Genomic DNA, 12,587 nt, shown 5'->3' with positions numbered 1-12,587 from the left:
GTCCGGGTGCGACGGTAGCACTGACTGAATTTTCAGTCAATTACGAAGGAGCGTCGAGGGGGAGGGTGGGCGCACGGGCGGCCCGCCCGTGCGCGGCGATCCGGCGCCGGCGCTCAGTCCGCGCGAGCGGCCAGCTCCGCCGCCTGCCGCGCGAGCGCGTGCGAGAGCGCGGTGACCTCCTCGCCGAGCCCCGTCCAGTCGTCGGGCGCGACACCGAGGTAGCCGTCCCTCGCGCGGTCCATGAGCGCCCGCTCGGCAGGCGGGAGCGTCGCCGCCACGGCGGTGGCCGCGACATCCTTCGGCACGATCTCGCCCCCCGTGCGCAGGGTCGTGACGATGCGGGCGAAGGCGAGCAGCGTGTTGCGCTCGTCGCCGACGATCTCCTCGAGGATGTCGGGGATGATCCCGAGCATGGCCTCGGTGAGCGCGGTCATCGGCACAGGCTCGACGACCTCGGCGAGCGGTGCGCCGCGGAGCACGCGGTGCGCGGTCTGCGCGGTGGCGAGCAGGATCGGCACGTCGGGGTCGTCGGTCGGCTCCGGCAGCGCCCCGGCCAGGATGTCGGCGCGCAGCCACTCGCCGAACTGATAGTCGTGCACCGCCGGCTCGGGCCAGCGGCCATCCGCCCCGATCACGACGCAGGTGAGTTCGAGTGAGCGGCCCTCCGCCGCCTCGGGGAGCGTCTCGGCGTGCCCCGACCAGGCCGAGGAGTCGAGCAGCACGCGGGTCAGCTCCTCGCGTTCGACGGCCGTCAGCGAGCGCCTCGTCAGCACCAGGAGATCGATGTCGCTGTCGGGCCTGAGGCCGCCCGACACGGACGAGCCGTACAGGTAGACGCCGGCGAACTCACCAGGGTCGGCGCGATCGAGGTGGGCGAGCACGGGTTCGAGGAGTTCGTCCATCCGTTCACGCTAACAAACCGACCGGCCGGGCCCGGACCACTTTCCGCTGAGGGCCGATTCCGATCACCGGTCCCACAGGTTCGGGCGCCCCGGCGGGCGCGGGCTCGGGGACGCCGCGTCGGTTGTCGTTCCAGCGGATGATGCCCGGGCCGACTCTGGACGGATGTCGCCGCCGGATCGGCCGCGTACGGTCGAGGTCCATGTCGCTGCGCCATCCGCTCTTCCTGCCCGCCGCCCTGCTGCTCGCGCTCGCCGCGACGATCCTGCTCCTGCCCGTCCCCGGCAGCCTGTCGGTGCTGCTGCACGAGGCGGCCGCCGGAGCGGCGGCGCTGCCGGGCATCGGCGCCCTGACGCTCGTCGCGCTCGCACTGCTGGGCGCGCTCTGGCTGCTCGCCGCCGTCCGCCTGCTGCGTCGGCGGGATCGGCGTCAGCTGCTGCGGTTCGCCGTCGCGAGTGCCGCGGTGCCGCTCGCCTACGCCGCGAGCGAGGGCCTCAAGGTGCTCGTCGCGCAGGGGCGGCCGTGCTGGACGAGCGGGCTCGCGGCGGACTGCCCGCCGCCGGGGGACTGGTCGTTCCCCTCGAACCACGCGACCGTCGCCTTCGCTCTCGCGACCGTCATCGCCCTCGTCGCCGACCGTCGGATCACCGTGTGGCTCGCGCTCGTCTTCGCGGTCGTCGCCGCGGCGGCCCGCGTGCTCGAGGGGGTGCACTACCCGCACGACGTCGCCGCCGGGGCGCTGCTCGGCGTGCTCGTCGTGACGGTGGCCTGGTGGCTGCTGCGGGCGCGCGTCAGCGCCACTTCGGCATCGTCGCGCCGCTAGAGGTGGCGCAACCAGGCCGAACTGGCGCGGTCGGGGTCGAACCCCGTGAGGTCGGCGAAGCGGGGGTGACCCCCGCGCTTCTGAGCGGCGTCCTCACACCAGGGTTGCCCGACTTTCATGAAAGTCGGGCAACCCTGGTGTGAGGCTCCGGCTCTGTGTGGGGCTCCGGCTCTGTGTGAGGCTCCGGCTCTGGGTGCGGCTCGCGATTCTCGGGTGGGGTGGGACCGGGCGGTATTGGACCGATCGGGCCGGACGGGGTACGCTGTGAACAATCGATCAAACACGCGTACTAATGTTCGGATGGGCCCATGCAGAGACGCACCCCGATTGTTCTCGGAATCGACGCCGGCACCACCTCGGTGAAGACCGTCGCCTTCCGCCTCGACGGCACGATCGCCGGCGTCTCCAGATCGAGCGTGCACATCGAGCGGGACTCCCGCGGCGGCGCGGAGGCCGAGCTGGACCGGATCTGGGATGCCGCGGCCGCCACGATCACCGCGGTGCTCGAGGAGGTGCGCGCCGACGACGACCCTGAGATCCTCGCGATCGGCCTCACCGGCCAGGGCGACGGCGCCTGGTTCGTCGACGTCGAGGGGCGACCTGTGCGGCCCGCCGCGCTCTGGCTCGACGGCCGCGCGACGGAGCGGCTCGAGATCTGGCGTGCCGACGGCCGCGCCGAGGCGGTCCGTCGCGCCACCGGTTCCCCGCTGTTCGCCGGCGCGCTGCCGCTGCTCGCGGAGGAGCTCTTCGAGGCCGAGCCCGAGACCCGCGAGCGCTTCGCCCACCAGCTGAACTGCAAGGACTGGCTGCGCTACCGGCTCACCGGCGAGATCGCGACCGATCCGAGCGAGGCCTCCCGCACCTACCTCGACACCGCCACCGGCCGCTACTCGGCCGAGCTCGTGGAGGCGCTCGGGCACGAGCACATCCGGGCCGGGCTGCCGGAGGTGCGCGATCCGCAGTCGCTCGCCGGTCGGGTGACCGCCGCCGCGGCCGCCCAGCTCGGCCTGCCGGAGGGCACGCCCGTCGCCGTCGGCCTCGTCGACACCGCAGCCGCCGGCGTCGGGCTCGGTGCCATCGGCGACGGCCAGGGCTACGCGATCCTCGGGACCACCGGCTTCGTCGGGGTCAACCAGCCGAGCCGCGCGCACGTGCGCAGCGACGCCGGCATCGTGCTCTCGACGGGGCGCGGCACGCAGGTCCTCGAGTCGATGGCACCCATGACCGGCACGCCGAACCTCGACTGGGTGCGCGCCACCCTCGGGCTCACGCTCGACCACTGGGCCGAGGTCGAGCGGCAGGCCGCCGCGGTGCCGGCCGGCTCCCGCGGCGTCCTCTATCTGCCGTACGGGTCGCCGAGCGGCGAGCGCGCCCCGTTCCTCGACTCGGCCGCCTCCGCCTCCTGGCACGGCATGAGCGTGACGACGACCCCGGCGGAGCTGCTGCGCTCCGGCTACGAGGGCATCGCGTTCTCGCTGCGCGAGAGCCTCGACGTGCTCGGCGTGGCGGGCGCGCTGCTCGTGTGCGGCGGCGGCTCCGAGTCGGATCTGCTCTGCGCGATCCTCGCCGACGTGACCGGTCGCGAGATCGTCCGGCAGGACGCGCCGGAGGTCGGCGCCCGCGGGGTCGCGAGCCTCGCCCTCGTCGCCTCCGGGCACGCGGAGGATCTGGCCTCGGCCGTCGAGGCCCTCGCGCCCGATACGAGCGTGTTCGCGCCGGATGCCGAACGCTCCGCCGTGTACGCGGAGGCGTACGGCGACTTCCTCGCCGTCCGCGACGCCATGCGCCCGCACTGGCCGGCGCTCCGCCGGCTCCGGGCCGCGTCGGCGCGGCTCGCCGGCTGAGGCATCCGCCGGCTGAAGCATCCGCCGCCCCGCACCTCGATCACCGACCCACCGACCCGCTGGCCCACCGACCCACCGACCCACTCCGAGGAGGAGCCCCGTGACCCACCGACCGAAGATCCTCGTGACCGCCGCCTTCGACGAGGGCGTCGCAGCCGCGCTCGCCGACGCCTTCGACGTCGAGCTCGTCGAGGCGACGATGGACGGCGCCTCCCTGGCCGCGGCCGACCGTGGGCTCGCGGCGCAGCTCGCGAGCGCGGAGGTGATCATCGCCGAGCTCGACGTCGTCGACGAGGCGACGCTCGCCCTCGCGCCGGCGCTGAAAGCGGTCGTCTCCTGCCGCGCGAAGCCCGTCAACGTCGACCTCGACGCCTGCACCGCCCGCGGCATCCCCGTGATCACCACGCCCGGTCGCAACGCCGAGGTGACCGCCGACCTGAGCTTCGCGCTGCTGATGGCGACCGTGCGCCACGTGAGCGCCTCCGAGCGCTGGCTGCGCGAGGGCAACTGGACCGCCGACGACGTGTTCGAACCGTACGAGCGCTTCCGCAGCATCGGCCTCGGCGGGCGCACGCTCGGCGTGCTCGGCGGGGGAGCGGTGGGGCGGCGGATGGTCCGCCGGGCCCGCGGCTTCGGCATGGACGTGCTCGTCTACGACCCGTTCCTGCCCGCCGACGCCTTCGGCGAGGAGGCGCGCATCGCCCCGCTCGACGAGGTCATGTCGAGCGCCGACATCGTGACCGTCCACGTGCCGCTCATGCCCGAGACCGAGGGCCTGATCGGCGCCCGAGAGCTCGCGCTCATGAAGCCGAGCGCGTTCCTCGTCAACGCCGGCCGGGCCGCCATCGTCGCGGAGGCCGCGCTCATGGAGGTGCTGCGCGAGCGGCGCATCGCCGGCGCCGGCTTCGACGTCTTCTACGAGGAGCCGCTGCCGCGCGACTCCGAGCTGTTCTCCTTCGAGCACGTCACGATGACCCCGCACATCGCGGGCGCCTCCGACGACGTGATCGCCGAGCACTCCCGGATCGCCGCGGCCGCGCTGCGGAGCTGGCTCGCCGGGGAGCAGGTGCCCGGCGTCGCGAACGCGCGCGCGCTCGCGGAGCGGGCGGCGTAACGCGGATGCCGGAGGAGCCGGCTGAGCGCGGCGCCCCGGTGTGCGCGCTCAGTCGGCGAGCAGCGCCTTCGCCGTGTCGGAGTCCGTGACGAGCAGATTCACGAGCCCGCTTTCGAGCGCGGTGCGCAGCGCCGCGAGCTTCGTCTCGCCGCGCGCGATGCCGAGGCGGTTCGGGATGGCCCGCAGCTCGTCGAGCCCGAGGCCGACGACCCGCGCGTCGAGCGCGCCGTGGACGGCGTCGCCGTCGGCGTCGAAGAACCGTCCGGCGAGGTCGCCGACCGCGCCGTCGGCGAGCAGCCGCTCGCGCTCGGCGTCGCCCAGCGAGGAGAGCAGGAGCCCCTGGCCGCGCGCCGTGCCGCCGATGCCGGCGACGAGGGTGTCGGCGCGGGCGGCGAGCTCGAGCACCCCGCGCACGCCCGGGTCGGCGAGCGAGGCCGCAGCCGCCTCCGGGGAGGCGGCGAGCAGGGGCGCGGGCAGGTGGAACGCCCGGCCGTTCGTGCGCCGCGCGAAGGCGAGGGCGAGCTCGTGCGGGTTGGCGCCGTTGACGAGCCCGCTCACGCTGCCGGCCACCGGGACGAAGCTCGCGGCGAGGGGGTGGTCGGGGAACTCCTCGGCGACGAGCGCGACGGCCGTCGACAGGCCGAGGGCGACGACCGCGTCGGGCTCGAGCTTCGCGGCGAGCGCCTCGGCGCCCACGCTCGCGAAGGCGCGCGCGGCCTTCTGCTCGTCGGCGACGCTGGGGGAGATCCAGACCTGGCGCAGCCCGAACGCGGCGGCGAGATCGCGCTCGTCGTCGGCGAAGAGCGACTCCTCGACGTGCACGATGATCTCGACCACGCCGGTCTCGCGGGCCTCGGCGAGGAGTCGCGTGACGCGGATGCGGGAGACACCGAGCGTGTCGGCGATCTCCTGGTGCGTCAATCCGTGCTCGTAGTACATGCGTGCGACGCGACCCAAGAGCATGCCGTCATCCTCCCATGCCAGGTCCCGGCGCGACCGTCGCGCCGGCCTCAGTCTCGGGCGGGCTTGACAGGCGCACGGCTTCGCCGGATGATGACTGAGCAGAAGTTCATTGTTGTGAACAAATGTACATGATCCCCCGAAGTACCGCAGCCCGACTGCGCACTCAATGAGGAGTCCATCCATGACCGCCACCCCCACGGCCGGCACCGAGACCCGGTTCGGCCGACTGCTCCGCACGCAGGGCATCGCCCGCCCGCTCGCCTGGGGCTTCGTCGCCCTGACGATCTTCATGATCGGCGACGGCATCGAGGCCGGCTTCCTGTCGCCCTACCTCGACGAGCTCGGCTTCGAAGCCGGGCAGGTCGCGACGCTCTGGGCCGTCTACGGCATCGTCGTCGCGGTCGCCGCCTGGCTGAGCGGCGCGCTCGCCGAGGCCTGGGGGCCGAAGCGGGTGATGATGCTGGGCTTCGCCATCTGGGTGGTGTTCGAGCTCGTGTTCCTCGTCTTCGGCGTGATGGGCGGCAACTACGGCATCATGCTCCTCGCCTTCGGCATCCGCGGCCTCGGCTACCCGATGTTCGCCTTCGGCTTCCTCGTCTGGATCACCATCGGCACCGACGAGCAGGTCATGGGCCGCGCGGTCGGCTGGTACTGGTTCTTCTCGACGCTCGGCCTCGGCGTGCTGAGCTCCTACTTCGCCGGTGCGGTCATCCCGCTCATCGGCGAACTTGCGACCCTCTGGATGGCCCTCGCCTTCGTCGTCGTCGGCGGGCTCATGGTGCTCGTCCTGCTGCGGAACCCGGTGACGCAGAAGGTGACGCTCGCGAACAGCGTCAAGGGCGTCGTCTCGAGCATCACGATCGTGGCGTCGAACCCGAAGGTCGGCGTCGGCGGCGTCGTACGCATCATCAACACGCTCTCGTTCTACGCCTTCGTGGTCTTCCTCACGACGTACATGGTGCGCGACGTCGGCTTCGGCCTCGCCGAGTGGCAGGCCATCTGGGGCACGATGCTGGCGGCGAACGTCGCCGCCAACCTCATCTCGGGCTACCTCGCCGACTGGATCGGCCGCGTCAACGTGGTCGCCTGGGCCGGCGGCATCGGCTGCTTCGTCACGGTGCTCGCGCTCTACTACGTGCCGACGGCGATCGGCCCGAACTTCGGCATCACGATCGCCATCGCGATCGTCTACGGCCTCGCGCTCGGCATGTTCGTGCCGCTCTCGGCGATCGTGCCGCTGCTCGCCCCGCAGCACAAGGCGGCGGCCGTCGCCATCCTGAACCTCGGCGCCGGACTCAGCCAGTTCGTCGGCCCCGTGATCGCCGGTCTCGTCACACCCATCGGCATCCAGGGCACCGTCTGGATCATCGCCTCGCTGTACCTCGTCGGCTTCGGCCTGACCTTCCTGCTGCGCTCGCCGAAGGACGGGCTCGGCGCCTTCCCGACCCCCGAGAGGATCCCCGCATGACCGGAGCCACCGCCTCGCAGGCCGCCTCTCCCTCCTCCGCAGACGCCCGCACCAGGGACCTCGTCGCCGAGCTCAGCGGCGCGGGCGCCGACATCGTCGCCCGCGGGCTCGCCCTCGCCTCGGGTGGCAACCTCTCGGCCCGGATCGACGAGGACCGCTTCGTCGTGACCGGCGCCGGTACCTGGCTCGACCGGCTGACGCCCGAGGACTTCGCCGTCATGACGCTCGGCGGCGAAGTGCTCGCCGGCGCGCGGCCGTCGAGCGAGTGGAAGCTGCACCAGCGCAGCTACGCCGTGCGCCCCGATGTGCACGCGGTCGTGCACGTGCACCCGCAGCACGCGGTGCTGCTCGACGCGCTCGGCCGGGACATCCGGCTGATCACCCTCGATCACGCGTACTACGTGCGCTCGATCGGCCGCACGCCGTTCTACCCGAACGGCTCCGACGAGCTCGCCGACAGGGCCGCCGAACAGGCGCGCGAGCACGACTGCATCGTGATGGGGCACCACGGCTGCTCGGCGCTCGGCGACTCGGTCGCGATGGCGTTCCGTCGCGCGCTGAACCTCGAGGAGGCGGCGACGACGACGTACCGCGCGCTGCTGCTGGGGGACACCTCGACGACGTTCCCTCCGGAGCACTTCGCCGCCCTGCACCACGCCTGAGCCGCTCCTCCGGCCTCAGAACCAGGGTTGCCCGACTTTCATGAAAGTCGGGCAACCCTGGTCGCGTGCGGCGGTTCGCGCGCGGGCTGGGTCGAGAAGAAATCTGAAATCGTATATCATCATGGATGCCGGTCGTCGACGACCCCCTCGTCGCGACCGCCCTCGGTGATCGTGCGGCGCTCGCTCACCGAGCCCCTGATCAGACGAAGGAGTCGGCCATGAGCGCAGCAGAACAGCCTCCGGGGTTCACCCCGACGGGCACCATCGCCCAGGCCGGCGACCGCAGGCGGGTCGTCTTCGCCACGGTCGTCGGCACCACCGTCGAGTGGTACGACTTCTTCATCTACGCCTCGGCCGCCGGCCTCGTCTTCGGCGAGCTGTTTTTCGCTCCCGCCGGCCCCGGCGTCGGCACGCTGCTGTCGTTCCTCACGGTCGGCATCAGCTTCCTGTTCCGCCCGTTCGGAGCGTTCCTCGCCGGGCACCTCGGCGACAAGTACGGCCGCCGCCTCGTGCTGATGCTGACGCTCATCCTGATGGGGGTCGCCACCGCCCTCATCGGCCTCCTGCCGACCTACGCCGCGATCGGCGTCGCGGCACCGATCCTGCTGATCCTGCTCCGCGTCGTGCAGGGCATCTCCGCGGGCGGCGAGTGGGGCGGCGCGGTGCTGATGGCCGTCGAGCACGCGCCGAGGTCCAAGCGCGGGCTCTTCGGGGCCTCGCCGCAGATCGGGGTGCCGCTGGGGCTCCTGCTCGCCTCGGGCACGATGGCGCTGATGGCGGTCATCGCCCCGGGCGACGCGTTCCTCGAGTGGGGCTGGCGCATCCCGTTCCTGCTCAGCGTCGTGCTCATCCTGATCGGCTACTACGTGCGCCGCAGCGTCGAGGAGAGCCCGGTCTTCGTCGAGATCGCGGACCGCAAGGAGCAGACGCGGATGCCGATCATCCAGCTCTTCCGCAAGCACCTGCTGCTCGTGCTCATCGCGGCCCTGGTCTTCGCCGGCAACAACGCGGTCGGCTACATGACGACCGGCGGCTACATCCAGAACTACGCGACGAACCCCGAGGGCCCGATCGGCCTCGAGCGCGGCCCAGTGCTCTGGGCGGTCGCCGGCTCCGCCGTGACCTGGCTGCTGTCGACCTGGTTCGCCGGCTGGCTGAGCGACCGCATCGGCCGCCGCACGACGTACCTCATCGGCTGGGTGCTGCAGCTCGGCGGGGTGTTCGCGCTGTTCCCGCTCGTGAACACGGGGGAGGTGGGCCTGCTGTTCCTCGGTCTCGCGGTGCTCACGATCGGCCTCGGCTTCACCTACGGCCCGCAGGCGGCGCTCTATTCGGAGTTGTTCCCCGCGTCGATCCGTTTCTCCGGCGTCTCGATCTCGTACGCGATCGGCGCGATCCTCGGCGGGGCGTTCGCGCCCTCGATCGCGACGGCGCTCGTCGACGCGACCGGGACCACGATGTCGGTGACCTGGTACCTCGCGGGCATGACCCTGCTCGGGCTCGTCGCGAGCCTGCTGCTGCGCGACCGCAGCGGGATCCCGCTCGGCCCGGACCACGAGGCGGAGCAGGCGAAGAGCCCGATCTACGGGCTCTCGAAGGCCTGAGGCCCGGCCCCACCCCCGAGTTGCCCGACTTTCATGAAAGTCGGGCAACTCGGTTCGAGGGCGGCCCGGCTGCGGCGCGGCCGGCCAGGCGCACACGAGGGGCGCGGCATCCGATCGGATGCCGCGCCCCTCTGCGTGCGGGCGGCGCGACGCGGAGACATCCATACCTCTTTCAGTGGCCCGAGCGAATCGGTCTTGACGTCGTGTTCGGAAGCGCTTACGCTCGGCCTGCACAAGACGTCTATACCTCTCGGTTCGAATCGAAGGAGATTCCGTGACCAGCCAGCTCGCCTCCCCCGGCTCGCGCACCCCGATGGCCCGGCTCACCGCCGCGACCGTCGTCGGCAACGCGATCGAGTTCTACGACTTCAACGTCTACGGAACGCTCACCGCCGTCGTCTTCGGCCGCCTGTTCTTCTCCGCCGAGGACCCGGTGCTCGGCACCTTCCTCGCGTTCACGACCTTCGCCGTCGGCTTCCTCGCCCGCCCCATCGGCGGCATCGTCTTCGGCCACTTCGGCGACCGGATCGGCCGCAAGCCCATGCTCGTCGCGAGCCTGCTCACCATGGGCGTCGCGACGATGCTGATGGGCCTCCTGCCGACCTACGCGCAGGTCGGCGCGCTCGCGCCGGTGCTGCTCGTGCTGCTGCGTTTCGTGCAGGGGCTCGGCATCGGCGGCGAGTGGGGCGGGGCGATCACCCTCATGATGGAATCCGCTCCGGAGCGCCGCCGCGGCATCTTCGGTTCCGCCGTGCAGACCGGCAGCGGCCTCGGCATCATGCTGTCCACCGGCGTCGTCACCCTGCTCTTCGTGCTGCTCACGCCCGAGCAGATCGACGCCTGGGGTTGGCGCATCCCGCTGCTGTTCAGCGTCGTGCTCGTCGCCGTCGGGCTCATCATCCGATCGAAGATCGAGGAGTCACCCGCCTTCCGCGACCGCGACGCCGACCGCGACCGCGACGCCGAGACCGTCGCAGCCCCGCCGAAGGTGCCCGTGCTCGAGACGCTGCGCAAGCACTGGCGCATGGTGCTCGTCGCCATCGGCATGTACATCTCGGTCGCCGCGTTCGGCTTCACGCAGGGCGTCTTCTTCGTCTCGTACCTCGTGAACCAGATGCAGATCGCGCCGGCGACGGCGACGCTCGCGAACCTCGTCGCCGCGGCCGGCTACCTGCTCGCCACCCTCCTCGGCGGCTGGCTCTCCGACCGTCTCGGGCGCACCCGCGCCTACCTCGTCGGCGCCGTGCTCATCCTCGTCGCCCCGTTCCTCATGTTCGGGGTCGGCGCGACCGGATCGGTGCCGCTCATCCTCGCCGTCATGCCCGTCGTGGGGGCGCTCGGCGGCGTCGCGTACGGGGCGCAGGCCGCGCTCTTCTTCGAGCTGTTCCCCGCGCGGGTGCGGTACACCGGCATCTCGCTCGGCTTCCAGATCGCGGCCGTCCTCGGCGGCGGGCTCACCCCGCTCATCGCCGCGAGCCTCACCGGGGCCACGGGCACGACGACCTCGGTCTCGCTCTACCTCGGCGTGCTCACGGTGCTCATGATCGTCTGCACGCTCATCGCCCCCCGCGTGGTGCGCCGTGAAGCGGCCCACGACTCGCCCGCCATCCGCGAATCCATCGGAGGACCCACCGCATGACCCGCCCCACCGCCCCGCGCACGATCGTCCTCCTCATGGTCGACCAGCTCGCCGCCAAGTGGCTCGAGCTCGCCCGCGACGGCATCGTCGAACTGCCGCACTTCGACGCGCTGCAGGCCGAGGGCGCGACCTTCCGCAACGCGTTCAGCACGAACCCCGTGTGCAGCCCGTCCCGGGCGAGCATCGCCACCGGCCTCGCGAACGTGAGCCACGGGGTCACCGAGTGCGGCTACGACCTCGATCCTGAGGTGCCCACGTTCATGCGCGGGCTGCAGCGGGCGGGCTGGCGCACCGGCGCCTTCGGCAAGCTGCACCACGTCACGCAGCTCGAGGAGCTCGCCCCCGACTACACGGTCTACGGCTACGACGTCGTCGCGAACACCGAGGACCTGCGGGCCGGCGAGTGGATCGACTGGGTCGAGCGGGAGCACCCCGAGCACTACGAGGCCGCCCTCTCGACGGTGTGGATGACGATGTCCGAGGACCTCCTGGACTACGGCCCCGAGCACGTCGACCTGCGCGCGCGGATCCTCGCCGCCCAGGAGCGCTTCCCCGAGTCGACCGGCGAGGCGTACGAGCTGCCGTTCCCCGCCGAGGTCTCGCAGACGGCGTGGATCACCGACCACGCCTGCGCGTTCATCGCGGACGGAGGCGAGCGCGACCTCTTCGCGCACATCTCCTATGTGCAGCCGCACAACCCCTTCGCCCCGCCCGCGGAGTTCGTCGACCGGGTCGAGGTCGACGCCATCCCGGAGCCCGTCCCGGCGGAGTGGGCGGAGCGACCGATCCCGTACTTCGCCCAGGAGCGCTACCGCGAGCCGAGCTACGCCCAGTGCGACTGGCGCCGGCAGCGGCAGCTCTACTTCGCCGACCTCGCGCACCTCGACCACGAACTCGGTCGGGTGCGGCGCGCGCTCGCCGAGGCGGGGCGGCTCGAGGGGGCGCTGTTCCTGTTCACCTCCGACCATGGCGAACTGCTGCACGACCAGGGCCTCGTCGGCAAGTGGGAGCGGCACTACGACCCGTGCATCCGGGTGCCGCTCGTCGTCGCCGCGCCCGGCGCCGTGCCGGGGCCGCGCGCCGAGCTCGCCGAGCACACCGACCTCGCCGCGACCGTGTACGACTGGGCCGGCGTCGAGCCGCCGACGCTGCCGCAGCACACCCGGGCGGGGGAGCGGCGGTTGCCGATGCTGCACGGCCGTTCGCTCCTGCCGAGCGTGCTCGGCCGGACGGGCGGCGACTCGGCCGAGGCATCCGCCCGTGACGCCGTGTACATCCAGTCGAACAACAGCCACGTCGAGGCACGGACCTCGTCGTGGGCGCGCACGGTGCGCACGGAGCGCTTCCGCTTCACGTACTACCCCGACGGTGGCGGCGAGCAGCTCTTCGACCTCGTCGACGACCCCGACGAGCAGCGGAACCTCGCCGCCGATCCCGCCTGGCGGACGACCCGCGACGAGCTCTTCACCCGGCTGACGGAGCTCATCATCGCCGAGGGGTTCCCGAACTCGCCGCGCGAGCTGTACCGCATCGGGGCGTGGTGAGCGGCGGCCCCCCGGGATAATGGGAG

At 72.2% G+C, this 12,587-nt stretch carries 10 protein-coding genes; 8 read left to right on the top strand and 2 right to left on the bottom strand.

Annotated features, from left to right (window positions below; genetic code table 11):
* Positions 1-113: 113 nt before the first annotated feature.
* Positions 114-902 carry an aminoglycoside adenylyltransferase domain-containing protein gene (locus tag M3147_RS15180; RefSeq protein WP_251204259.1) on the bottom strand — a complete coding sequence of 263 codons (789 nt, stop codon included), beginning with the start codon at positions 900-902 and terminating at the stop codon, positions 114-116.
* Between the two features lie 200 nt (positions 903-1,102).
* Between M3147_RS15180 and M3147_RS15175 the strand changes: the two genes are divergently transcribed.
* The 3 genes from M3147_RS15175 to M3147_RS15165 all read left to right on the top strand — a co-directional run bounded on the left by M3147_RS15175 (position 1,103) and on the right by M3147_RS15165 (position 4,681).
* Positions 1,103-1,723 carry a phosphatase PAP2 family protein gene (locus M3147_RS15175; RefSeq protein WP_251204258.1) on the top strand — a complete coding sequence of 207 codons (621 nt, stop codon included), beginning with the start codon at positions 1,103-1,105 and terminating at the stop codon, positions 1,721-1,723.
* Positions 1,724-2,031: 308 nt separating this feature from the next.
* The gene (locus M3147_RS15170; RefSeq protein ID WP_251204257.1) at positions 2,032-3,567 is read left to right on the top strand and encodes an FGGY family carbohydrate kinase; all 1,536 of its coding nucleotides are present in this window, start codon (positions 2,032-2,034) and stop codon (positions 3,565-3,567) included.
* A 100-nt stretch (positions 3,568-3,667) separates the two neighbouring features.
* A complete protein-coding gene (locus M3147_RS15165; protein ID WP_251204256.1) occupies positions 3,668-4,681 on the top strand; it encodes an NAD(P)-dependent oxidoreductase in 1,014 nt (337 codons plus the stop codon).
* A 48-nt stretch (positions 4,682-4,729) separates the two neighbouring features.
* On the opposite strand, the gene M3147_RS15160 is transcribed toward M3147_RS15165, so the two are convergent.
* Positions 4,730-5,644 carry a sugar-binding transcriptional regulator gene (locus M3147_RS15160; RefSeq protein WP_251204255.1) on the bottom strand — a complete coding sequence of 305 codons (915 nt, stop codon included), beginning with the start codon at positions 5,642-5,644 and terminating at the stop codon, positions 4,730-4,732.
* Positions 5,645-5,825: 181 nt separating this feature from the next.
* Here M3147_RS15160 and M3147_RS15155 point away from each other — a divergent pair, with 181 nt between their 5' ends.
* The 5 genes from M3147_RS15155 to M3147_RS15135 all read left to right on the top strand — a co-directional run bounded on the left by M3147_RS15155 (position 5,826) and on the right by M3147_RS15135 (position 12,561).
* Entirely contained in the window at positions 5,826-7,112 is a 1,287-nt protein-coding gene (locus tag M3147_RS15155; protein ID WP_251204254.1) for an MFS transporter, read from the top strand.
* Complete coding sequence (locus tag M3147_RS15150) at positions 7,109-7,774, top strand: class II aldolase/adducin family protein (protein WP_251204253.1); 666 nt, start codon at positions 7,109-7,111, stop codon at positions 7,772-7,774. Before M3147_RS15155 ends, M3147_RS15150 begins: the two co-directional genes overlap by 4 nt.
* A gap of 218 nt (positions 7,775-7,992) precedes the next feature.
* Positions 7,993-9,378: an MFS transporter gene (locus M3147_RS15145; protein WP_251204252.1), complete on the top strand. Its 1,386-nt coding sequence runs from the start codon at positions 7,993-7,995 to the stop codon at positions 9,376-9,378.
* Between the two features lie 274 nt (positions 9,379-9,652).
* Complete coding sequence (locus M3147_RS15140) at positions 9,653-11,017, top strand: MFS transporter (RefSeq protein ID WP_251204251.1); 1,365 nt, start codon at positions 9,653-9,655, stop codon at positions 11,015-11,017.
* Positions 11,014-12,561, top strand: coding sequence for a sulfatase family protein (locus M3147_RS15135; RefSeq protein ID WP_251204250.1), 1,548 nt, complete (start codon positions 11,014-11,016; stop codon positions 12,559-12,561). The genes M3147_RS15140 and M3147_RS15135 overlap by 4 nt, the downstream gene beginning before the upstream one ends.
* Positions 12,562-12,587: the final 26 nt, after the last annotated feature.

Source organism: Agromyces mediolanus (assembly GCF_023715325.1).
GTDB classification, from domain to species: domain Bacteria; phylum Actinomycetota; class Actinomycetes; order Actinomycetales; family Microbacteriaceae; genus Agromyces; species Agromyces mediolanus_A.
The sequence above is the reverse complement of the archived record's forward strand: the minus strand, read 5'-3'. Positions and strand labels throughout refer to the sequence as shown.

Coding starts and splice junctions, on each gene's coding strand:
- M3147_RS15145 (WP_251204252.1), top strand. CDS start 7,993: ATGAGCGCAGCAGAACAGCCTCCGGGGTTCACCCCGACGGGCACCATC.
- M3147_RS15135 (WP_251204250.1), top strand. CDS start 11,014: ATGACCCGCCCCACCGCCCCGCGCACGATCGTCCTCCTCATGGTCGAC.
- M3147_RS15170 (WP_251204257.1), top strand. CDS start 2,032: ATGCAGAGACGCACCCCGATTGTTCTCGGAATCGACGCCGGCACCACC.
- M3147_RS15155 (WP_251204254.1), top strand. CDS start 5,826: ATGACCGCCACCCCCACGGCCGGCACCGAGACCCGGTTCGGCCGACTG.
- M3147_RS15180 (WP_251204259.1), bottom strand. CDS start 902: ATGGACGAACTCCTCGAACCCGTGCTCGCCCACCTCGATCGCGCCGAC.
- M3147_RS15150 (WP_251204253.1), top strand. CDS start 7,109: ATGACCGGAGCCACCGCCTCGCAGGCCGCCTCTCCCTCCTCCGCAGAC.
- M3147_RS15160 (WP_251204255.1), bottom strand. CDS start 5,644: ATGCTCTTGGGTCGCGTCGCACGCATGTACTACGAGCACGGATTGACG.
- M3147_RS15175 (WP_251204258.1), top strand. CDS start 1,103: ATGTCGCTGCGCCATCCGCTCTTCCTGCCCGCCGCCCTGCTGCTCGCG.